The sequence below is a fragment of the Ideonella paludis genome, assembly GCF_018069865.1.
Taxonomy (GTDB): Bacteria; Pseudomonadota; Gammaproteobacteria; order Burkholderiales; family Burkholderiaceae_C; genus Ideonella; species Ideonella paludis.
Genome location: NZ_JAGQDG010000006.1, coordinates 335,747 through 357,233, shown reverse-complemented (window position 1 = coordinate 357,233; position 21,487 = coordinate 335,747). Strand labels below are relative to the sequence as shown.

Here is a 21,487-nt window from a genome sequence, read left to right as displayed (position 1 = left end):
TTGGCTGCTGCGCACCGCCTTCACCCGGCTGCCGCCTGTGGCGGGCTGGCGTTTGCGGTGTGCCAAGCTCTTTGGCTCGTGCTGGTGGGCCTCCCTCTGGCGGCGCACAGCCAGCCCCTCAGTCGTATCCTGGCCATTGAAGACGAGGCCCGATCGCGCCCTGACTTGGCTCGCGACAAGCTCTTGATGATGCGTGCGGGCATGTCCCCCGATGACCCAGAGCAGATCGACCTGCTGAGAGTGCTGGGTGAGGTGTCCCATGACCTTGGGCAGACCGAGCAGGCCGAACGCTATGCCATGGAGCTGGACCAACGCGGCTTGCGTTTGGCGCCGGCGCGGGCCCGCGAGGATGCACGCGCCGCAGCGGCTTGCTTGCGCGCGGAGTTGAGCCGCAACAAGACGCCCTTGGGTCAGTTGGATACCTTGATCGACGACGTCCTGCCCACCTTGAATGCGGACAGCCGCCTGGGTGTTCATCTCGCCTGTCTACTGACCAGCGCGGGGATCAAAGAAAGCCTGGGCAATTTGGAGCAAGCCATTGCCCGCCGCCAAGAGGCTTTGCGGCTTGCTGATGCGCTGCCGCAGCACTGGGCTTCCAGCAGCGTTCGCAGCTTGATGGCCGATGCCTACCGGCGCGCCGGCCACCTCGACAAAGCACAGGCCACCAACAATGAAGCGCGAGCCTTGGCCACGCAGCAGGGGGATTGGCGCTCATTGACCGAGGTCTTGCTGGTCGAGTCCATTTTGGCCACGGCCCGAGGTGACCAGAAAGCCGAGATGGAAGCTCTTCAGCAAGCCATTGGCTTTGCCAAGCGAGGCGGCTCGGTGCGGGATGAGGCCCTGGCCACGGGTAATCTGTCCGACGCTTATCTTCAGCGAAAGGACTACGCGCAAGCTCTTCGTACGGCAGAAAAGGCGCTGCCCTTGGCGCAGCAAGCGCACTACCGCGAGGCTGAAATCTTGGCGCAGCTCAACAAAGGCTTTGCCTTGATTGGGCTGGACCGTAAGGCGGAGGGTGTGGCCGCCATTCGGTCGGTGGTGGAAGGTTACCGCCGCTCCAATGAGGTGGTGGAGATGGCCGAGGTCATGTTTGAGCTCGGAGGCTTGTTGGAAGAGGGCGGCCATTGGGCGGATGCCTACACGGCTTATCGTGAGTACCGTCACTATGCCGACGAGGTCTCGCGGCAGGCTCGATTGCATGCGGTCTTGGAGCTGCAAGAGAGCTTTGACGCCGAGCGCCGGCACCGTGAGCGCGCCTTGTTGGCCGATGAGAACCACCTCAAGGAAGAAGCCTTGACGCGCTCCACCCTGATGTTCAGGCTCTGGGTCTTGGTGTCTGCCTTGGCCTTGGTCTTGCTCGCCTTGGCGGTGTTCTTTTATGGGCGCATGCGCCGCTTGCAACTGGCGCTGCGCAGCAATAACGAGAAGCTCAAGGTTCAAGGGGAGCAAGACCCATTGACGGGCCTGGCCAACCGGCGACATGGCCAGGCCTTGATGGCCAGCAGTGTGGTGGCGCGCGGCACCCTGTATCTGCTGGACCTTGATCACTTCAAGCAAATCAACGACACCTATGGCCATGCGGCGGGCGACGTGGTGCTGATCGAGGTGGCGCGCCGGCTCAAGGCTGTGTTGCGAGAGAACGATCGCGTCTATCGTTGGGGCGGTGAGGAGTTCCTGATCCTGGTGCGCTCCAGCACGCCCGAGCAAACTGACTTGCTGGCTCAGCGCTTGCTGCAATCTTTAGCGGCCTTGCCGGTGGTGATTGAGCAGCGCCATTTGGCGGTCACTGCCTCCATCGGTTACGCCGATTTTCCCTTGGCGCCTGGGCCGCTTGAACTGCAATGGGATCAAGCCCTGGACTTGGTGGACGCGGCCATGTATCTGGCCAAAACCCAAGGTCGTAACCGGGCTTGCGGCATCCGACATCTCTCCGCCCACAACACGCAGGAGTTGCAGGCTTTGATGCAGGACTTTGAGGGCGCTTGGCGGCGCGGCGGCATGACCCTGATCGAAACGGCCGGTCTGCCCCCCATGGGAAGTGCCTCATGAGGACATGGCAACGGCTGCTCTTCGTCGTCGTCAGTGTGCTGGCGGCAGCCGACTTGGCCTGGGCCTCCAGGCCTGAGCCTGCCCCTTTGGCGGCCAATGCCCAAGCCGCAGAGGCCATGAGCTGGGTGCATGAGTGGCAGAGCTACGGTTTTGATGCGCCTGAACGTGCCCAACAAGCCTTGGAGCTGGCCCTGGCCCAGCCGCCTGCAGGAATGCCGGCTGCGCAGTGGCAGCGCATGATCTGGCACAGCCGCGCCATGGTGGCTGCCGCCGTGGGAGATGCTGCGACACACCAATCGGCGCTGAGGCAACTGGAGTCCTTGACCACGGAAACCGGGGGATTGGCCGCTGTCGATCGCGCCCTGGCGTTGGCGGTGATGCACGCCTATCGCGCGCAATCTGTTCAGGCTGGCGACCTGGCCCAAAAGGCGGTGCTGGGCTATGAGTCCGCCTGTGGCGGTACGCCCCAGCCCTTGTTCTGTGACGCACGGTCCGGGTGGCGAGCTGCACATGTCCGTAGCGTGGCCGCGATGGGGCAGGGCCTCTTCGTGGAGGCTCGTGGGTTTGGTCAGGATGCTGAGCGCTGGGCTGAGCGATCCGGCGACGGCCGCCTCAAGGTCCGGGCGGCCACACTGCTGGCCGTGATCTCGCAACGATTGGCGGAGCCCGATCGCAGCCAGCACTACTTGCAGCGGGCCGAAGCCATGGCTCGGCAGGCCAATGCCTTGGACGCACTGGCTCGCTTGCGCGTGGAGCAAGCGGCCCTGCGCACAGCGCAGGGAGACAGCCACGGCGCTCAGCTGCTGCTGCAGGAGGCGCGCCGCCTGGCCCGGCAGTTTGGCTCGTCGCGCATGGAGGCGCAAATGGCGGTGGAGTTCAGTGCCAACTACCTCCACGAAGGCAAGCCCAAGGATGCTTTGGCGGTGGTGTTGGATGCGCTGCCTGTGGTGCGGCAGTTCAACGATTTGCACTTCGTCGCACCGCTGCTTCACAACGGTGGCTTGGCGCGCCTGGCCTTGGGTCAAGTGAGTGTGGCCACCCAAGAATTGGAAGCTGCGCAGACGCTGTGGCGTGAGGGGGGTGCGCAAGGGGCCATGCTGGCTGGGCTGCGGGAGTATGCCGATGCCCTGGCCGAGCGTGGCGAAGCGCGAGCGGCCTTGGCGCTCTACCACCGTGAGCAAGCGCTGCGCGATGAAATGCACGAGGCCAACCGAGAAGCCAGTTTGAGAGAGCTGAGAGCGCGCTACCGGACCGAGGCCGAGCAGCAAGAGTTGGCGCTCTTGGAGCGTGACAACGCAGTGAAGGCGGCGCGCCTGGAAAACCAACGCCTTCAACAGCGCATTTGGGCCGTGGCCGCAGGCCTGCTGGTGGCCGCATTGGCGGGCGTGGTGGTGCTGGTGCAGCGCACCCGCAAGGCCAATCTGCAGTTGCGCCGCAGCGAGGCGTTTTTGCGGGTTCAAAGCGAGCGCGACCCGTTGACTGGCCTCGCGAATCGACGGCATTTCCGTGATGTCTTGGCGGTGCAGGCTGCGCCCGCGCTGCCGGGGGCGGCCTCTTCGTTCTTGCGGGCCCGCGGAGGCGGCAGTGCGCCGGGTTCTTCCGGTGCGGGCTTTGAGGGGGGGCTGCTGCTGGTGGACGTGGATCACTTCAAGCGCATCAACGACGAGTACGGCCATGCGGCCGGCGACGCGGTGCTGGTGGAGCTATCGCGCCGCCTGGGTGGCACCGTGCGCAGCGATGATTTGGTGTGCCGTTGGGGTGGCGAGGAGTTTTTGATCTTCGTGCCCGGTTTGGCCGCCGAGAGCCTGGACATTCAGGCGCGCCGTTTGTTGGCCGTGGTGGGCGACCACCCGGTGGTGCTGCCCGATGGCCGGCAGCTTCCCGTCACCGCATCCTTGGGCTACGCGCGCTTCCCTTTGCCTCGGCAGATGGTTTCGCTGGACTGGGAGCAGGCGGTGAACCTGGTCGACATGGCGCTCTATTCAGCCAAAGGCCGTGGCCGTGACTGCGCTGCTGGCCTGACAGCCTTGGACGTCTCAGACGTCGCTGAGCTCCATGTGGTGGAGCAAGATTTTGAAGCTGCGCTGAACCGTGGCCAAGTGGGCTTGGCCGTGCAGGCGCGGGATCAAGCGGATTCCGGTTCGCCGAAGCAGTCGCGATAAGTGGGGTAGAGCGAGGCTTGGAAGGCCCCGATCATCGCGATGCCCAGCGGCACCACGGCCAGCATGGTCAGGCCGCCGCCCAAGAGGCCTGAGAGCACTGCGACGACAGCCATCGCGCCCACCATCACGCCGGCCCAGGCCAAGCCGAACACCGTGAACGCCGCCTTGGCGCGCCACAAGGCAATGGTGCTGGAGAACAGGGCCTGGGCCACGCTTTGCTGGCCCCACATGACCAGGGCTGGGGCATGCCAAAAGGGCAGGCCTACCAGCGTGGTGGCCACCAGACGCATGAACATGCCTTGCGCAATCGCGGGCGAGATCGCCAACTGCTCCATGTCTTGAGACTTGGCCATCGCGTCCGACAGCAGGCCCAACTGGCGGTTGAACTCGCCGCCGTCCAGCACATCGCACATCAAAATAGACAGCACGCACGCCAGCATGTAGAGGGCACAAAGCTGCAGCAGGTTGCGGCGCACCACCGGGCCTTGGCGCCAAGGCTCGGCAAAGACCTGGGGCTGCACCAGTTGGCCCCGCGCTGTGCGCAGCCCCGCGCACATATAGGCCAGACCCAGCAGTGGCACCATCATCAGTGCCAGGGGGCTGCCCACGACCGGGACCAGGCCTAGCAACTGGGCCGCGAGCAGGAACATCACGAACAAACTCGCAAAGCCCATCGGTTGCTTGAAAAAGTTGGCCAGCCCTTCACGCACCCACTGCACGCCGGCAGAGGCTGGTGGAGTCAACAGTCGGAGTCCCATGGTGGTGTGTGTGCTGTACGGTCAGGGTAAGGGCATGTCAAAGAGCAGGTCGCCAAGGCTGGGCGCGGCAGTCCTGCAGCACGCGCTCCAGATGCGCCGGGTCTTTGGGGGTCAGCAGCGAGGCGGCCCGAGGCAGGTGCCAATCAGCCAAGCGCGACAACCAAAACCGCAAGGCGGCCATACGGCGCATGGCGGGTAGCAAGCGCCATTCTGCCGCCGTCACCGGCTGCCCCGCTTGCGTGCGGGCTTGGGCATAGCCTTCGCACAAGGCTTGTGCGGCCTCGGGCACCAGGTGGCCGCTGCTCAAGTCCACGCACCAGTCATTGAGGGTGACCGCTAAGTCAAACACCCAATGGTCGACCCCTGCGAAGTAGAAGTCGATCACGCCGCTGAGGGACTCGCCGTCAAACAGCACGTTGTCGCGGAACATATCCGCGTGCACCGGGCCTTGCGGCGCATGTTGGGCATCTGCCGAGGCCAAGCTCAGGTGCTGGTGGGCCAACTCTTCTTGCAGCAGCACGGCTTGGGTGCCTTGCAGATACGGGGCAACCACCTGGGCGGCCTGCTCCCGCCACGCCGGCCCGCGCAAATTGGGTTGGCGCAGCGGGGCGTCTGCCGCCGCCACGTGCAGGCGGGCTGAGAGCTCGCCAGCCTGGCGAATTTGCGCCAAGGAGGGGGCGACCACATCGCGGCCACTCAGGCAATTCACCAGGGCCGCAGGCTTGCCGCAGACTTCGTGGATCAAGCCGCCTTCAGGCCCCGCCACGGGCGCGGGCACCGGCAGGCCCCGGTCGGCCAAGTGCCGCATGAGCTGCAGATAAAACGGCAGCTCGGCGGTAGAGAGACGCTCGAACAGCGTCAGCACCCACACGGCTTCAGGCGTGCGGACGAAGTAATTGGTGTTTTCAATCCCGGCGCCGATGGGTGTCAAGGATTCCAGTGGCCCTAGGCTCAGCTGCGCCAGCAATGTCTGGGCAGCCTCGGGCTGAACGTCGGTGTAGACGGCCATGGCAAAAGATCAGTGTGAGCAGCCGCCCAGCGGCGACCACCAAAAATTAAAAGTTCAGGGCCCACCAGACCCGCTTGCCCGCCTTAGGGTCGGCTTCCGCGGCCCGGCCGGTGGTGTCCGGCACGGTGATGTCGTAGGCCTTGGCGCCAGGCACCTTGGATTGCACTGTGATGCGCACGGTCTGGCCACGCACCTTGAGCGACTCAATGCGGTTTTGATCGTCTTCAATCACGCTGCGCTCTACCGCGGCCTCGCCGCCGCGCACGCCAGACTCGGCGGGGGTGGGCTCGGCGGCCTGCACAGGCAGCACAGCGGCGCAGGACAGTGCCAAAGCAAGGGCGAAGGGCTGACTGATTTTGAGCATGTCGCGCAGTGTACCCGGGGCGACAAACCCGAGTCCGCGCCACAATGGCAGCATGCAAGACCCCGCACTGCCCAACAAAGCCTCTCTGCTGCTGGTGGATGGCTCCAGCTACCTCTATCGCGCCTACCACGCCATGCCCGATCTGCGGGGTCCGGGGGGCGTGCCCACTGGCGCCATCCACGGCATGGTGGCCATGATGAAGCGCTTGCGCGAGCAAGTGGGCGCAGGGCACGCCGCCTGCGTGTTTGACGCCAAAGGCCCGACCTTCCGCGACGAGTGGTACCCCGAGTACAAGGCCCAGCGCGCCCCCATGCCCGACGACCTGCGCGCGCAGATCGCCCCCATCCACGAGGTGGTGCGCTTGATGGGCTGGCCGGTATTGGAAGTGCCGGGCATTGAGGCTGACGACGCCATTGGCACCCTGGCCCGCGTGGGCGCAGCCAGCGGCCACCAGGTGCTGATTTCTACCGGCGACAAAGACCTGGCGCAGCTGGTGACCGAGCGCGTCACCCTGATCAACACCATGAGCATGGAGCACTTGGATGTGGCCGGCGTGCTGGCCAAGTTTGGCGTGCCACCCGACCGCATCATCGACTACCTGACCCTGATTGGCGACACGGTGGACAACGTGCCTGGGGTTGAGAAGGTGGGCCCCAAAACGGCGGTGAAGTGGCTGGCCGAGCATGGCTCGCTGGACGGCGTGGTGGCTGCTGCCAGCCAGATCAAGGGCGTGGCCGGTGAGAACCTGCGCAAGGCGCTGGACTGGCTGCCCATGGGCCGCAAGCTCATCACCGTGGTGACCGATTGCGACTTGGCGGGCCATGTCGAGGGCTGGCCCTCGGTTGAAGCCCTGGCGCTCAAAGAGGTGGACCGCGAAGGCCTGCTGGCTTTTTATGAGCGTTATGGCTTCAAAACCTGGCGCCGCGAACTGGAGGCCGAGCTGGGCCGCAGTAGAAGCCCTGAAGCCGCACCAGCTCCGTCTCGGGCCCAGGGTGACTTGTTCGAGCCTACCGCCCCCGCCGCACCGCGCACCGACCTGGCCCGCGAGTACGAGACCATCAGCACCTGGGCGCAGTTTGAAGCTTGGCAGGCCAAGTTGGCTGCTGCCCCCTTGGTGGCGCTGGACACCGAGACCGACTCGCTGGACGCCATGCAAGCTCGCATCGTGGGCCTCAGCGTGGCGGTGGAGCCAGGCCGCGCGGCTTACATCCCGCTGGCGCATGACTACCCTGGCGCGCCGGACCAGTTGCCGCTGGACGAAGTGCTGGCGCGCCTGAAGCCCTGGCTGGAAGACGCCCAAGCTGCCAAGCTGGGCCAGAACATCAAGTACGACCTGCATGTGTTTGCCAACCATGGCATTGCCGTGCAGGGCTATCAGCACGACACCATGCTGCAAAGCTATGTGCTGGAGGCCCACCTCAAGCACAGCCTGGAGAGCCTGGCCGAGCGTCACCTGGGCCGCAAAGGCCTGAGCTATGAAGAGCTGTGCGGCAAAGGGGTGAACCAAATCTCTTTCTCGCAGGTGGACATCGAGCGCGCCACCACCTACAGCGGTGAAGACAGCGAGATGTGCCTGCAGGTGCATCAGACCCTGATGCCGCAGATCGAGGCCCATGCGGGCCTCAGCCATGTCTATCGCGCCATCGAGATGGACGCCGTGCCGGTGCTGATGCGCATGGAGCGCACGGGGGTGCTGATCGACAGCCAGCGCCTGGCCCAGCAAAGCCAGCAGTTGGCCGAGCGCATGCTGGCGTTGGAGGCCGAGGCCTATGAGGTGGCGGGCCAGCCCTTCAACATGGCCTCGCCCAAGCAGATTGGGGAAATCTTGTTTGGCAAGCTGGGCCTGCCCGTCAAGAAAAAGACGGCCTCGGGCGCGCCCTCGACCGATGAAGAGGTGCTGCAAGAGCTGGCGGCCGACTACCCGCTGCCCGCCAAGCTGCTGGAACACCGCAGCTTGGCCAAGCTCAAAGGCACTTACACCGACAAGTTGCCGGGCATGATCAACCCGCGCACGGGCCGCGTGCACACCAACTATGCGCAGGCGGTGGCTGTGACGGGGCGCTTGTCCAGCAACGACCCGAACCTGCAGAACATCCCCATCCGCACGCCTGAAGGCCGCCGGGTGCGCGAGGCCTTCATTGCGCCTGAGGGCTGCCGCATCGTCAGCGCCGACTACTCGCAGATCGAGCTGCGCATCATGGCCCACCTGAGCGAAGACCCGGGCCTGCTGCGCGCTTTTGAGCAGGGCCTGGATGTGCACCGCGCCACGGCGGCCGAGGTCTTTGGCCTGGAGCCTGAGGCCGTGAGCAGCGAGCAGCGCCGCTATGCCAAGACCATCAATTTCGGCCTCATCTACGGCATGGGCGCCTTCGGTTTGGCGCAGAGCTTGGGCATAGACCAAAAGGCCGCCAAGAACTACATCGAGCGTTATTTCGACCGCTTTGCCGGGGTCAAGCGCTACATGGAATCGACCAAGGCCAGCGCCGCCGAGCTGGGCTATGTGGAAACCGCCTTTGGCCGCCGCCTGTGGCTGCCCGAGATCCGTGGCGGCAATGGCCCGCGCCGCGCTGGTGCAGAGCGTCAGGCCATCAATGCACCGATGCAGGGCACAGCCGCCGATTTGATCAAGCTGGCGATGGTGGCGGTGCAACACGCGCTGGACACCGAGCAGCGCGCCAGCCGCATGGTCATGCAGGTGCATGACGAACTGGTGCTGGAAGTGCCCGAGGCCGAGCTGGACTGGGCCCGCGAGGCCATTCCGCGCCTGATGGCCGGCGTGGCGCAGATGCGCGTGCCGCTCTTGGCCGAGGTGGGGGTGGGCTTGAACTGGGACGAGGCGCACTGAAGACGGCTTGCTTGGGCCGTGCTGCAAAGGCGCCGGCCCGTTAGCACTGGGCACGAAGCTTGCTGCATACACCACCGTATGGTCATGTCTGACGCAGTCCTGACAGCTTGACACTGTGTCTCTGGGTGTTTTCGCGCTGGTGCGCGTCAGCACGCTTAGGCATCATGGTTGCAAACAAAATCCGCCGTTGTCATCATGTCCAGCCCGCTCCAGGTTCTCTGCCTTTCCACCAAGACCCCCGACTTGTTCACCTCGGCCTTTGGGCCGTTTGTGACCCAGGCCTGCCCGTCGCTGGAAGAGGCCTCAGCGCGTTTGCACCAGGAGAGCCATCACGCTCTGCTGATTGACCTCAACCTGATCGGCGGCGTTGAGACCTTGGCCGGCTGGACGGGCTTGCCCAGTGCTCTGCTGGACACCACGGTGGTGGTGATGGCGCTGGAGCCCTCTTGGCCCCTCTGCCAGCGATTGGTGCAGTTAGGCGTGCGCGAAATCATCTCCACCCGCGAGGTCAACCCCGAGATGCTGGGCCGCGTGTTGCGCCTGGCCATTGAGCGCAAGCGCACCGACGACATCGCCCGCCGTGCCTTGAGCAGCGACCTGGCGACTGGCCTGCCCAACCACAGCCAGTTGATGGAGCACATGACCCATCTGCTGGCCCTGCGCGAGCGCGAGCCCGCCTCCATGGCCTTGATCGTGCTGCAGCTCGACGGCTTCCGTCCGGTCGAGTCGGCCTACGGCGTTGAAGCCGCCAACGTGCTGCGCCGCAAAGCCGCCGTGCGCCTGCGCGCCTCTTTGCGCGCCAGCGACGTGGTGGCGTCCTTAGGCAGCGACATGTTTGCCGTGCTCCTGGCCTGGATAGACGCCGAAGACGATGGCCAGCGCGTGGCCCAAAAGCTGGTGCAAACCGTGATGCAGCCCTTCCAAGTCGGCGGCCAAGCCGTGCCCATCACCGCCCGCGCCGGCGTGGGCCAGTACCCCGCCCATGGCCGCGACGCGCAATCTCTGCTGCGCCATGCGGCCACCCAAGCCTCAGTCGGCCAGCTCGGCCGCTTGCTGGCGGCGGATGCGGCGGCGAATGACGATTGAGCTGGTCTTGACGCCACGGTTTTGAATTGTTCGCACTCGGCCTGCCTGAGCGTTCATAGCGGCATGTGTGGAGCCAAGCTTCCCCACCGTTCGCCCTGAGCCTGTCGAAGGGCCGCTCTGCCAGTTCGATGCCGCTTTCAGGTGGTGGCCTGCTAGCCCAGGCGCGGGGTAGGCCCCAGGGCTCATGCGAGAGACGGTCGGCTAAAGCCGACTCCCTTCGGTGCTCGGGCAAGGCCGTGCGCCGTCAAACTCCCTCCGCTCGCCTTCGGCTCGCTATGGTCAAACAATGACGGCGAGTATGTTCTTGAAGCGCGCGATTACGCTCGCCACGCCCTTGCCCTGCGCGCCTCAGCGCCTCTCAAATCGCCCTGGGGCCTACCCCGCGCCAGGGCGGTTGGCGTGGTGGCGCGAGCGAGCGCTTCACGCTTTCTCGTCAGCGACGCGCTTCCAAATAATCGGCTCGGACGCATGTGGGCGCCGACCCGTGATGTCTGCGACAAGCCACTCGCCACCCCGCAGCGTGGCAATGTTTTGAGCACCGATGCCGGCGAGCGGAATCTTCAGCCGCCAGTACCAAGGCGTGGCGCTGGCACCTGTGCGCTTCCAGCTCAGGTACAGGAAGCGAGCTTGGGGCGTACCGTGGACAAACGGACCCCGAAAATCGATGTCCCCGCTCAAGGCATCGATGCGTGCCTCGGCTGAGCACTCAAAGCACATCTCACCGTCTTGGCCCTTTCGCCCGGCGTGCACAGCCTGCTTTTTGTCTTGAATGCCGACGTCCAGTGGGCCTTCTTCAGACGGTGTTTCGGGCATCGACTGGCAAACGAGGCGGAGGGTGAGTTTCTTGGATGTCGTGGGCATGGCGGCGTGCTGAGTTGACGAGGCGTGGGGTTTCGAGGCTAGCCGTCGCGAGACGGCTTCAGGTCCTCTGCCAGTCAATGCGGTGAAGTCCTAGTACCCACATTCATGCTGTCGCGCGCCGGTCCCGTTCGAACATGGCCCACGCATAGGTCAGCAAACCAATCATCTCAGCCCCGAAATGATCGGTTGCATGTGGATCGGAGCTCACGATACTCACAGACGTTCCGATCCTAAATCTCTGCAATTGATCGCTGCCGATCGAGTAGCGGCGGGACCCAGGCTCGATGAGCAAGAGCAGTTCTGGCCCCAAGAGCTGGTCGCGCCTCCACGCTAGATCCAGAGTCCTTCCGTCCGAGCCAGTCCATGCAACGACGCGAAACCACTTTCGCACTGGCTTGTAAATTTCTGATCCCAATTGAAGCCGCCTTGCACCATCGCTAACGGCTAGAAGTTGACCGTTGAGCGAGGCTGAGAGGCGATGCTGCTCGTATACGAATCGGGTTGCGGCCAGGGCCGGAACCGAGCTTTCGAATTCAAAATCGACGCCGAGAAAACCGACATCACTGAGGCGAGCCCAAGCTGTCACCGAAGACCTCCCATTTTCGCGCCGAACTCAGTAGCAAGGTTTTAGGCCTTGTCCACATTGCTGCATGAGACTTGATGTTTTGGAAATCAGGGCTGTGTCTCAAATCTAGCTCTCTTTAGCCTAGCCCATAGCGATCCCGTCAGTCTTCTTCCCCATGTCCTTTGGCGTCATTAGTCGGTTAGACCGTTTGGGCGAATTCGGCAGGGGGAAGGGTGTCAAAGATCTACTCAAGCGGGCACCTACATAAACGTCCTCATGAGTTTGCTACTGATGACGCTTTCCCGAGAGATCAGCCCAGCACTGCAGAGAACACGGCACTACTGGCTCGGCGAACCACTAAGACGGACGGCATCGACACATCGTGTCCCGTCCGCAAGCCACCCCCGCCCTCACCGCGCTGCCGCAGGCCATGGCCCGGGGCGATTTCTTCGGCGCTGAGGCGCGCAGGGCAAGGGCGTGGCGCGCGTATTCGCGCGCTTCAAGAACATACTCGCCGTCACTGTTTGACCATAGCGAGCCGAAGGCGAGCGGAGGGAGTTTGACGGCGCACGCCCTTGACCGAGCACCGAAGGGAGTCGGCTTCAGCCGACCGCCGATGCATGAGCCCCGGGCCATGGCTTGTGGCAGCGCACGCTCAAACCGCCGCGCGTTACTGCCAAGCCGCTGATTTACTTCTGAATATCACCCAAGCAGAGGTACTTGACCTCTACATAGTCATCCATGCCCTGGCGTGCACCTTCGCGGCCCAGGCCGGATTGCTTGACGCCGCCGAAGGGCACTTCGGCGGTGGAGATCAGACCGGTGTTCACGCCCACCATGCCGTACTCCAGGCCTTCGCCCACGCGGAAGATGCGGCCGATGTCGCGGCTATAGAAATAACTGGCCAGGCCGAACTCGGTGGCATTGGCCAACTCGATGGCTTCGGCTTCTGTGTCGAAGCGGAAGATCGGTGCGACTGGGCCAAAGATTTCTTCGCGGGCCACGCGCATCTCGGGCGTCACGCCTGAGAGCACCGTGGGTGTGTAGAAACGCTCCCCAATGCGCTCGCCGCCCACCACCACTTTGGCGCCCTTGTCCAGCGCGTCGGCCACCAGGGTTTCGATCTTCTGCATCGACGGCTCGTCGATCTGCGGGCCTTGGTTGATGCCGGGCTCAAAGCCATTGCCCACCTTGATGGCGGCCGCCTTCTCGGCCAGCTTGGCCACAAAGGCGTCGTACACGCTGCTCTGCACGTAAAAGCGGTTGGCGCACACGCAGGTTTGTCCGGCATTGCGGTATTTGCTGACCATGGCGCCTTCGACGGCAGAGTCCAGGTCTGCGTCGTCAAACACGATGAAGGGTGCATTGCCGCCCAACTCTAGCGAGATCTTCTTGATGGTGGGCGCGCATTGCGCGGCCAAGATGCGGCCGACTTCGGTGGAGCCGGTGAAGGACAAGTGCCGCACCACGTCGGAGCTGCACAGCACTTTGCCAATCTCAATCGAGTTGTCGCCATCGGCCGTCAAGATGTTCAGCACGCCCGCAGGCATGCCGGCCCGCTGGGCCAGCTCGGCCACGGCCAGGGCGGAGAGCGGCGTTTGCTCGGCGGGCTTGATCACCACTGGGCAGCCGGCAGCCAGGGCTGGGGCCACTTTGCGGGTGATCATGGCGATGGGGAAGTTCCAAGGCGTGATGGCCGCGCACACGCCGATGGGCTGCTTGACGACAAGATAACGCTTGTTGTTGTCGGTGGTGGGAATAGTCTCGCCATAGACGCGCTTGGCCTCTTCGGCAAACCACTCGACAAAGCTCGCGCCATAGGTGACCTCACCGCGCGCTTCCGCCAGGGGCTTGCCTTGCTCGGCCGTCATCAGGCGGGCCAGGTCGTCGGCGTTGGCGTGCAGCAGGGCAAACCAGCGCATCAAGATAGCGGCGCGCTCCTTGGCGGGCTTGGCGCGCCAAGCAGGCCAAGCCTTGTTGGCCGCGACGATGGCGTTGTGTGCGTCGGTGGCCCCCAGGTTGGCCACATCGGCCAGGTGCTCGCCGGTGGCTGGGTCCGTCACGGCAAAGCGGTTGGAAGACGCCACCCACTCGCCGCCGATCAGGGCGTCGGTCTTGAGCAAGCTGGGGTCGTTGAGCTGGGAGAGTGGTGAGGAAGAGGTGGTCATGGCTGCACTCTACCGTGGCTTCAGGCGCCCGCCGCCTTGAGGGATTCCCCAAGCACCGCCAAACCTTCATCCAAAATGGCATCTGACGCCGTCAGCGGCACCAGCACCCGGATGACGTTGGCATAGACGCCACATGACAACAGCACCAATCCGCGTTGGATCGCCTCGGCGCAGACGCGCTTGGTCAGGTCAGCATCGGGCTGGGTGATGTCGCCGCCCTTGAACAGCTCGATGGCGATCATCGCGCCCAGGCCGCGCACATCCAGAATGCTCTTGTGCTGGCTGGCCAGGGCGGTCAGGCCCTTGCGAAGGCGCTCGCCCACGGCCTTGGAGCGGTCGAGCAGCTTTTCTTCCTCAAACACGTCCAGCACCGCCAGCGCCGCAGCGCAGGCCAGCGGGTTGCCGGCATAAGTGCCCCCCAGGCCGCCGGGGCCGGGTTTGTCCATGATCTCGGCTTTGCCAATCACGGCCGAGAGGGGGAAGCCACCGGCCATGGACTTGGCCATGGTGATGAGGTCCGGCGCCACGTCCCATTGCTCGCAGGCCAGCCAGGTGCCGGTGCGGCCGGCGCCGGTTTGCACCTCGTCGGCGATCAGCACGATGCCGTGCTTGTCGCACAAGGCGCGCAGCGCCTGGGCAAACTCAGGCGGCGCCACATAAAAGCCGCCTTCGCCCTGTACTGGCTCCAAGATGATGGCCGCGACGCGCTCGGGCTCGATGTCGTACTTGAACAAATGCTCCAGCGACTTCAGCGCGTCGGCCACGCTCACGCCATGCAGCGCATTGGGGAACTCGGCGTGGTAGATCTCGGCCGGGAAGGGGCCGAAGCCGGCCTTGTAGGGCGCGACCTTGCCGGTCAGCGCCATGCCCATCAGCGTGCGGCCATGGAAGCCACCGCCAAAGGCGATCACGCCCTGGCGCTTGGTGGCGGCGCGGGCGATCTTGATGGCGTTCTCCACGGCTTCGGCGCCACTCGAGAGGAAAAAGGCCTTCTTGGCGAAATTGCCTGGGGTCTTGGCAATCAGCCGCTCAGCCAACTCTACGTAGGGCTCATAGGCCAGCACCTGGAAGCAGGTGTGGTGATACTGGTCGAGCTGCTGCTTCACCGCTTCCACAATCTTGGGGTGGCGGTGGCCGGTGTTCAGCACCGCAATGCCCCCGGCAAAGTCGATGTAGCGCTTGCCTTCCACGTCCCAAATCTCAGCGCCTTCGGCACGGGCGGCAAACACCTCATAGGTCTGGCCCAGGCCCGAGGGCAGGGCGGCCTTGCGGCGGGCCATCAGGGCGGCGTTGGTCTGAGCAGGGGTCTTGGGGTCAAGCGGCATGTCAATCTCCAGGATGGGTTCGCTCGACTGTACGGCCAGCGCAGCCCCGCAGCCATGTACAGCCCAGCCCAACAGCGCAAAGACTGTACAGGCCCGAGACCCTGTACAGCCTTGCCCTAAGATGCTGGCGTGATGCTCCAACTCCAGCCCCAATCCGCCACCCCGCTGGTGGCCCAGATCGTGGACGGCTTGGCCAGCCAGATCGCCAGCGGCGCGCTGCGCTCGGGCACCAAGCTGCCGTCCATCCGGCAGTTTGCCCACGCGCACCAGGTCAGCGTGTTCACCGTGGTCGAGGCCTACGACCGGCTGGTGGCCCAGGGCTTTTTGGTCTCGCGTCCGCATTCCGGCTTTTTTGTGCGCAAGCGAGTGGTGGCCAACGCGGCCCCGCAAGCCCTGCCCGCCGTGGGCCAGGGCTTTGATGCCATGTGGTACTTGCGCAAGATTTTTGAGCACCGCCACCTGAGCGTGAAGGCCGGCTGCGGCTGGCTGCCCAGCGACTGGCTGTTTGAAGACGGCGTGCGCCGCGCTCTGCGTGCTTTGGCGGCTGACGACGCCGACCTGGGCGGCTATGGTGACCCCAAAGGCTACCCGCCGCTGCGCGCCTTGATCTGCGAGACCCTGGCCGAACAAGAGGTGGCCGTGCAGCCGGCCCAGGTGCTGCTGACCCAGGGCTCCAGCCAGGCGCTGGACCTGGCCGTGCGCCGCTTGGTGCGGCCCGGTGATGCAGTGTTGGTGGACGACCCCGGCTATGCCAACCTGCTGTTCAGCCTGCGTTTTCAGGGGGCAGAGTTGGTGGGCGCGCCGCGCACGCCCCAGGGCTGGGACCTGGCCGCGCTGGAGGCGCGCATCGTGGCGCACCGGCCCAAGGTCTTCTTCACCCAGCCGCGCTTGCAAAGCCCGACGGGCTCGGTGGCGCAATTGGCGCATCTGCACCGGGTGCTGCAACTGGCCGAGAAGCACGACATCATCATTGTCGAGAACGACATCTACGCTGACCTGGACCCGGAGCCCCGGCCCTCGCTGGCCAGCCTGGATCAACTTGCCCGGGTCATCACCATCGGCAGCTTCTCCAAGACCATCTCGCCCAATATCCGCGTGGGCTATGCCGTGGCTCACCCCGACTTGATCGAGGATTTGGCGCAGCTCAAGATGATCTCGGGCCTGACCAGCGCCGAGTTCGGCGAGCGCGTGGCCCATGGCGCGCTCACCGAAGGGCGCTGGCGCAAGCACCTCAAGGCGCTGCGCGAGCGCTTGGCCCAGGCTCACCAGCAGGTGGCGGGGCATTTGCAAACCCAGGGCTTTGAGCTGTTTGCCGAGCCCAAGGCCGGCATGTTCCTCTGGGCCCGCCACCCGGCGCTGGCCGACTCACTGCCGCTGTCCAACCAAGCCAGCGAGCAAGACATCATGCTCGGCCCCGGCCACCTCTTCACCGCAGACTTGGCACCCACGCCCTGGATGCGCTTCAACGTGGCTTTTGCCCAGGAGCCCAAGCTGTGGGAGTTCCTGGGGGCCAATCTCTCGCGTTAGCGCAGCAGAGGGTCACCCACCAAGTTCACCTTGGCTTTGTAGCCAGGGAAGGACTTCAGCAGGCAGAGGTGAGTGACAAAAGGCCATTCTTCTTTCGCCAAAGCCTGCACGATCTCCGGGCCTTTGCTGCGGAATGAGGCCCAGGCCGTCAGCTCCAACACGATGACATAGGTCTCAACGTTCGGGTCTGCGGCAATCTGGCGGCGGGCCAGCCAGGCCCGCTTCACGCCTTGGGTGTGGCGGGACATCAGGGTGGCGGCTTGGGCGCGGGCTTCAGCGCTCAGCGTGGGCGCCAACAGCACTTCTTGGTCGCTGAGGGTGTCCACCTGGCGTGCACGCTCCTGTTCCCAGGCGTCGCGGTCGCGCCAGCGCTGGGCCCAGGCCTCGGCGGCGGCGGCGTCTCGGCTCAGCAGGTAGCGCCATGCTTTTTCGCTGGCGCCCTTGGTGGCGTCGGCATCCAAGGCGATGGCGCGCTCCAGATTGGCCAAGCCGCTGTCGTCCTCTTGGTCCAGGCGGGCCACACCTTCCAGAAACTGCCCCAGCGCATGGTCAGGGTGGGCCGAATTGAAGGCGGCCAGGCCCTCGCGATGGTCGGCCTCTGGCTCCAGGTTCAGCTGAAGGCGCAGCACCTCCAGCGCTTGGTCGCTGTTGCGCTCGTCCAAGGCCAGCAGGTCGGCCAAGGCTTTGCGGCGCTCTACCCAGCTTTGGTGTTGCTGGGCCCAGCCTTCGTTCACAGCATCCCGCCAAGCCGTCTGCTGGGCCTCTCGCAACTGCGGCAGTTGTTCACCCAGCCAGGCTTGGGCGGCAGAGGGGCCGGTCAAGGTGTCCGGGCTGTGGCTCAGGTCTTCGTCGGGCACGCCCAGTGCACGCAAGCGCTGCCGCAAAGTCGGGTGGGTGTCCAGCGGGTTGGCTTGGCGGTCCAGCGCATCGTTCAGCCAGCGGGGGCTGGCCGCCTGCTCGGCAGCAGCTTCTTGGGCCCAGCGCACGGCCAAGTCGCTGGGCGGCAGGGCCTGCAGGCGCACTGTTTCAATGGTTTTGTCCATGAAGGCGGAATGGCAGGCCATCGCCACATTGCTGCGCTTCAGTGCGCTTTGGGCTGCGGGCAGGCCCACCAGCTCAGCCGCAGCGGCATCGGCTTGGTATTCCTGTTGCCGGGCCAGCACGTAGGTGTAGGCGTTGAAGTAGGGGGCGTACCACCCCACCAAGCGGCTGGGCAGCTTGCCCATCCGGCCTTGCCAAGCGTCGACATGGGCTTGGACGGTGGACCAGGTCAGGCGCAAGCGGTAGATGAAGGCCCCGAAGCGGCCATGTGCGCCGCTCAGGTGGCCATACTCATGGGCGACCACTGCCAAGGCCTCATCGGGGGTCATGGCCTCCAGCAGGGGCAGGCCCAGCAGCAGGTAATTGCGCGGAAAGCCCATCAAACCAAAAGCCGGGCGTTGCACCACGGCGGCGTTCACGTCGTCCACCAAGAGCACATGGTGAAAGCGCGGGCCCTTCATGCGCTGGCGCATATCGTCCAAGGCTTGAAACAGGGCGGGTGCTTCTTGGCGGCTCAGCGCACGGCCCTGGGGGGCAGGCAGGCGGATGAGCAGCGCCTTGAAGGAGTTCTGAAGCAGCATCCACAAGGGAATCAGCGCAAAAATCAGCAACTTACCGAGCTTGGCCACCAGCAGCCACACAGCCCCGGGCCCGACAGCCAGCACCCAGATCAAGCCGCCCACCGCAGCCAGCAGCACCAGCCCGGCCAAGCCGGTCATGGCCAGCAGAATCACAAAACCCAGCAGCACCAGGCCCATCACCTGGGCGATATACAGCCAGGGCCGCTGCTGGCTGCTGGTTTCTAGGCGCGCAACCATGCGCTCAAACTGCGCCATCTCCATGGGGAACCTCCTCAATATCAACTCGCTTCTTGGGGTCTGTGCCCCGATAGCCTTGATTCTCGTTGCAGCGGCGCGCCAAAGCACCGGTGCTCAGGGCATCAAACAAGGGGGCCGTGGGGCCGCTCCCTATAATCGTCGCTTCGCCTCACGGTGGCCTCTCGGCCTTCGTGTCAGGCCCCGTCCAACCTCTCAAATGCCTGCTGCGCTGCGCGTGGTGGCACAGCGCTGAAAGACTGCCGGATGAAAGCCTCCGAGATCCGCAACACGTTCCTGAAGTACTTCGAGTCCAAGGGCCACACCATTGTGGGCTCCAGCCCCGTGGTGCCGGGGGACGACCCGACGCTGTTGTTCACCAACGCGGGCATGAACCAGTTCAAGGATGTGTTCCTGGGCTTTGACAAGCGGCCCTACAGCCGGGCTACCACCAGCCAGAAGTGCATCCGCGCTGGCGGCAAGCACAACGACCTGGACAACGTGGGCTACACCGCGCGGCACCACACCTTCTTTGAGATGCTGGGTAACTTCAGCTTCGGCGACTACTTCAAGCATGACGCCATTCAATATGCCTGGGAGCTGCTGACCAAAGAGTTCAAGCTGCCGGCCGAGAAGCTGTGGGTCACCGTCTACTCCGAAGACGATGAGGCCTATGAGATTTGGAACAAGGTGGTGGGCGTGCCCGCCGAGCGCATTGTGCGCATCGGCGACAACAAGGGCGGCCGCTACATGTCCGACAACTTCTGGATGATGGGCGACACCGGCCCCTGCGGCCCCTGCACCGAAATCTTCTACGACCACGGCCCCGATGTGGCCGGCGGCCCCCCGGGCAGCCCCAACGAAGACGGCGACCGCTACATCGAGATCTGGAACAACGTCTTCATGCAGTTCAACCGCACCGAAGACGGTGTGATGCACAAGCTGCCCAAGCCCAGCGTGGACACGGGCATGGGCCTGGAGCGCATCACCGCGGTGCTGCAGCATGTGCACAGCAATTACGAGATCGACCTCTTCGTCAAGCTGCTGGCCGCCGCCAAGAACGCGGTGGACTTCGCGTCAGGCGTGAAGCCCGGCGAGGCGGGTTGCGACGCCGACAGCCCGAGCCTCAAGGTCATTGCCGACCACATCCGCGCCTGCTCCTTCACGGTGGCCGACGGCGTGATCCCCGGCAACGCTGGCCGTGGCTTTGTGCTGCGCCGCATTGCCCGCCGCGCCATTCGCCATGGCTACAAGCTGGGCGCGCGCGCCCCGTTCTTCCACACCCTGGTGCACCCCTTGGCCGTGGAGATGGGCGAGGCCTATCCTGAGCTTAAACAAGGCGCTAACCGCATTTTTGAGGTGCTGAAGCAAGAAGAAGAGCGCTTCTTCCAGACCATCGCCCGCGGCATGGAAATTCTGGAAGACGCCCTGAACACCGGCGCCCAGCAGATCGACGGCGAAACCGCCTTCAAGCTGCACGACACCTATGGCTTCCCGGTCGATTTGACGGCCGATGTCTGCCGCGAGCGCGGCGTGACGGTGGACCAAGCCGGGTTTGAAGTGGCCATGAACCGCCAGCGCGAGCAAGCCCGCGCCGCCGGCAAATTCAAGATGGCGGCAGGCCTGGAGTACAGCGGTGTCGCCACCGCCTTCCATGGCTATGAGCACTTGGTGTGCGAGACCTCCAAGGTCGTGGCCGTCTATGTGGACGGCAGCCCCGTGGCCGAGGCCCAGGCCGGTGACGATGCCGTCATCGTGCTGGACCACACGCCTTTCTATGCCGAGAGCGGCGGCCAGGCGGGTGACGCGGGCGAGCTGCGCAATGCCTCCACCAAGGTCGAGGTGAGCGACACCTTCAAGATCCAGGCCGATGTGTTTGGCCACCATGGCCACATTGCCGAAGGCAGCGTCAAGGTGGGTGATGTCTTCACCGCCAAGGTCAATGTCGAGCAACGCGCCAAGACCGTGCGCAACCACAGCGCCACCCACCTGATGCACAAAGCCCTGCGCGAAGTGCTGGGCGGCCATGTGCAGCAAAAGGGCAGCTTGGTCAACGCCGACCGCACCCGTTTTGACTTTGCCCACACCGCCCCGATGACCGCGGCCCAGATCGCCCAGGTGGAGGCCTTGGTGAACGCTGAAGTGCTGGCCAATGCCCAAGCCCAGGCCCAGGTGATGGCCCTGGACGACGCGCAAAAGAGCGGCGCGATGATGCTGTTTGGCGAGAAGTACGGCGAGACCGTGCGCGTGCTGTCCATCGGTAGCTCCAAAGAGCTGTGCGGCGGCACGCACGTCAAGGCGACGGGCGACATCGGCCTGTTCAAGATCGTGGCCGAGAGCGGCGTGGCCGCCGGCATCCGCCGTGTCGAAGCCGTCACCGGCGACAACGCCTTGGCCTATCTGCAAAACTTGGAAGCCACCGTCAACGACGTGGCCGGCGCCCTGAAAGCCGCTCCGGCCGAAGTGGCCCAGCGCATTGGCAGCCTGCAAGACCAAGTGCGCGCCCTGGAAAAGGAAGTGGCCGCGCTCAAGGGCAAGCTGGCCTCGGCCCAGGGCGACGAGCTGGTGAACCAAGCTGTCGATGTGAACGGCCTGAAAGTGCTGGCCGCCACGCTGCAAGGCGCGGATGCCGCCACGCTGCGCACCACCATGGACCAGTTGAAGAACAAGCTCAAGACGGCGGCCATCGTGCTGGCGGCCGTGGACGGCGCCAAGGTGCAGATCGCTGCCGGCGTGACGGCCGACGCCTTGGGCAAGGTCAAGGCCGGTGAGTTGGTCAACTTTGTGGCCCAGCAAGTGGGCGGCAAGGGCGGCGGCAAGCCTGACATGGCCATGGCCGGCGGCACCGATGCCAGCAAGCTGCCTGAGGCCCTGGCCTCGGTGCGTGGCTGGGTGGCCGAGCGCGTTTGAGC

General features: G+C 64.8%; 13 protein-coding genes. 6 read left to right on the top strand and 7 right to left on the bottom strand.

All coding sequences use genetic code 11. The features are described 5' to 3' along the window. Complete coding sequence (locus tag KAK11_RS16860) at positions 1–2,049, top strand: GGDEF domain-containing protein (RefSeq protein WP_210810407.1); 2,049 nt, start codon at positions 1–3, stop codon at positions 2,047–2,049. Beyond that, positions 2,046–4,211: a GGDEF domain-containing protein gene (locus KAK11_RS16855; protein ID WP_210810406.1), complete on the top strand. Its 2,166-nt coding sequence runs from the start codon at positions 2,046–2,048 to the stop codon at positions 4,209–4,211. Before KAK11_RS16860 ends, KAK11_RS16855 begins: the two co-directional genes overlap by 4 nt. Here the strand turns inward: KAK11_RS16855 and KAK11_RS16850 are convergent. Genes KAK11_RS16850 through KAK11_RS16840 form a run of 3 tightly spaced genes read right to left on the bottom strand, consistent with a single transcriptional unit; the run spans position 4,175 to position 6,342 of the window. Beyond that, positions 4,175–4,969 carry a BPSS1780 family membrane protein gene (locus KAK11_RS16850; protein ID WP_210810404.1) on the bottom strand — a complete coding sequence of 265 codons (795 nt, stop codon included), beginning with the start codon at positions 4,967–4,969 and terminating at the stop codon, positions 4,175–4,177. The two genes, KAK11_RS16855 and KAK11_RS16850, sit on opposite strands and share 37 nt — an antisense overlap. A 37-nt stretch (positions 4,970–5,006) precedes the next feature. Continuing rightward, on the bottom strand, positions 5,007–5,978 hold the full coding sequence (locus KAK11_RS16845; protein WP_210810403.1) for a homoserine kinase: 972 nt from the start codon (positions 5,976–5,978) through the stop codon (positions 5,007–5,009). A 46-nt stretch (positions 5,979–6,024) separates the two neighbouring features. Further along, entirely contained in the window at positions 6,025–6,342 is a 318-nt protein-coding gene (locus KAK11_RS16840; RefSeq protein ID WP_210810402.1) for a hypothetical protein, read from the bottom strand. Positions 6,343–6,394: 52 nt separating this feature from the next. Between KAK11_RS16840 and polA the strand changes: the two genes are divergently transcribed. Both polA and KAK11_RS16830 read left to right on the top strand, forming a co-directional pair. Beyond that, positions 6,395–9,187, top strand: coding sequence for a DNA polymerase I (polA, locus tag KAK11_RS16835; protein ID WP_210810400.1), 2,793 nt, complete (start codon positions 6,395–6,397; stop codon positions 9,185–9,187). Positions 9,188–9,382: 195 nt separating this feature from the next. Further along, a complete protein-coding gene (locus tag KAK11_RS16830; protein WP_210810399.1) occupies positions 9,383–10,273 on the top strand; it encodes a GGDEF domain-containing protein in 891 nt (296 codons plus the stop codon). 420 nt (positions 10,274–10,693) lie between these two features. Here KAK11_RS16830 and KAK11_RS16825 read toward each other — a convergent pair whose 3' ends face one another. The 3 genes from KAK11_RS16825 to gabT form a co-directional block, all read right to left on the bottom strand. Next, positions 10,694–11,134: a DUF5990 family protein gene (locus KAK11_RS16825; RefSeq protein ID WP_210810398.1), complete on the bottom strand. Its 441-nt coding sequence runs from the start codon at positions 11,132–11,134 to the stop codon at positions 10,694–10,696. A 1,254-nt stretch (positions 11,135–12,388) separates the two neighbouring features. Next, positions 12,389–13,867, bottom strand: a complete 1,479-nt coding sequence (locus KAK11_RS16820) for an NAD-dependent succinate-semialdehyde dehydrogenase (protein WP_210810397.1) — start codon at positions 13,865–13,867, stop codon at positions 12,389–12,391. Between the two features lie 20 nt (positions 13,868–13,887). Next, a complete protein-coding gene (gene gabT / locus KAK11_RS16815; protein WP_210810396.1) occupies positions 13,888–15,192 on the bottom strand; it encodes a 4-aminobutyrate--2-oxoglutarate transaminase in 1,305 nt (434 codons plus the stop codon). 132 nt (positions 15,193–15,324) lie between these two features. Here gabT and KAK11_RS16810 point away from each other — a divergent pair, with 132 nt between their 5' ends. After that, the gene (locus KAK11_RS16810) at positions 15,325–16,719 is read left to right on the top strand and encodes an aminotransferase-like domain-containing protein (RefSeq protein ID WP_210810479.1); all 1,395 of its coding nucleotides are present in this window, start codon (positions 15,325–15,327) and stop codon (positions 16,717–16,719) included. On the opposite strand, the gene KAK11_RS16805 is transcribed toward KAK11_RS16810, so the two are convergent. Then, positions 16,716–18,602 carry a M48 family metallopeptidase gene (locus tag KAK11_RS16805; RefSeq protein ID WP_210810394.1) on the bottom strand — a complete coding sequence of 629 codons (1,887 nt, stop codon included), beginning with the start codon at positions 18,600–18,602 and terminating at the stop codon, positions 16,716–16,718. The genes KAK11_RS16810 and KAK11_RS16805 overlap by 4 nt on opposite strands. A 240-nt stretch (positions 18,603–18,842) precedes the next feature. On the opposite strand from KAK11_RS16805, the gene alaS reads away from it, so the two are divergent. Beyond that, positions 18,843–21,485 carry an alanine--tRNA ligase gene (gene alaS, locus KAK11_RS16800; protein WP_210810393.1) on the top strand — a complete coding sequence of 881 codons (2,643 nt, stop codon included), beginning with the start codon at positions 18,843–18,845 and terminating at the stop codon, positions 21,483–21,485. Positions 21,486–21,487: the final 2 nt, after the last annotated feature.

Coding starts and splice junctions, on each gene's coding strand:
- KAK11_RS16805 (WP_210810394.1), bottom strand. CDS start 18,602: ATGGAGATGGCGCAGTTTGAGCGCATGGTTGCGCGCCTAGAAACCAGC.
- KAK11_RS16825 (WP_210810398.1), bottom strand. CDS start 11,134: ATGCCCACGACATCCAAGAAACTCACCCTCCGCCTCGTTTGCCAGTCG.
- alaS (WP_210810393.1), top strand. CDS start 18,843: ATGAAAGCCTCCGAGATCCGCAACACGTTCCTGAAGTACTTCGAGTCC.
- KAK11_RS16855 (WP_210810406.1), top strand. CDS start 2,046: ATGAGGACATGGCAACGGCTGCTCTTCGTCGTCGTCAGTGTGCTGGCG.
- gabT (WP_210810396.1), bottom strand. CDS start 15,192: ATGCCGCTTGACCCCAAGACCCCTGCTCAGACCAACGCCGCCCTGATG.
- KAK11_RS16830 (WP_210810399.1), top strand. CDS start 9,383: ATGTCCAGCCCGCTCCAGGTTCTCTGCCTTTCCACCAAGACCCCCGAC.
- polA (WP_210810400.1), top strand. CDS start 6,395: ATGCAAGACCCCGCACTGCCCAACAAAGCCTCTCTGCTGCTGGTGGAT.
- KAK11_RS16845 (WP_210810403.1), bottom strand. CDS start 5,978: ATGGCCGTCTACACCGACGTTCAGCCCGAGGCTGCCCAGACATTGCTG.
- KAK11_RS16840 (WP_210810402.1), bottom strand. CDS start 6,342: ATGCTCAAAATCAGTCAGCCCTTCGCCCTTGCTTTGGCACTGTCCTGC.
- KAK11_RS16810 (WP_210810479.1), top strand. CDS start 15,325: ATGCTCCAACTCCAGCCCCAATCCGCCACCCCGCTGGTGGCCCAGATC.
- KAK11_RS16820 (WP_210810397.1), bottom strand. CDS start 13,867: ATGACCACCTCTTCCTCACCACTCTCCCAGCTCAACGACCCCAGCTTG.
- KAK11_RS16850 (WP_210810404.1), bottom strand. CDS start 4,969: ATGGGACTCCGACTGTTGACTCCACCAGCCTCTGCCGGCGTGCAGTGG.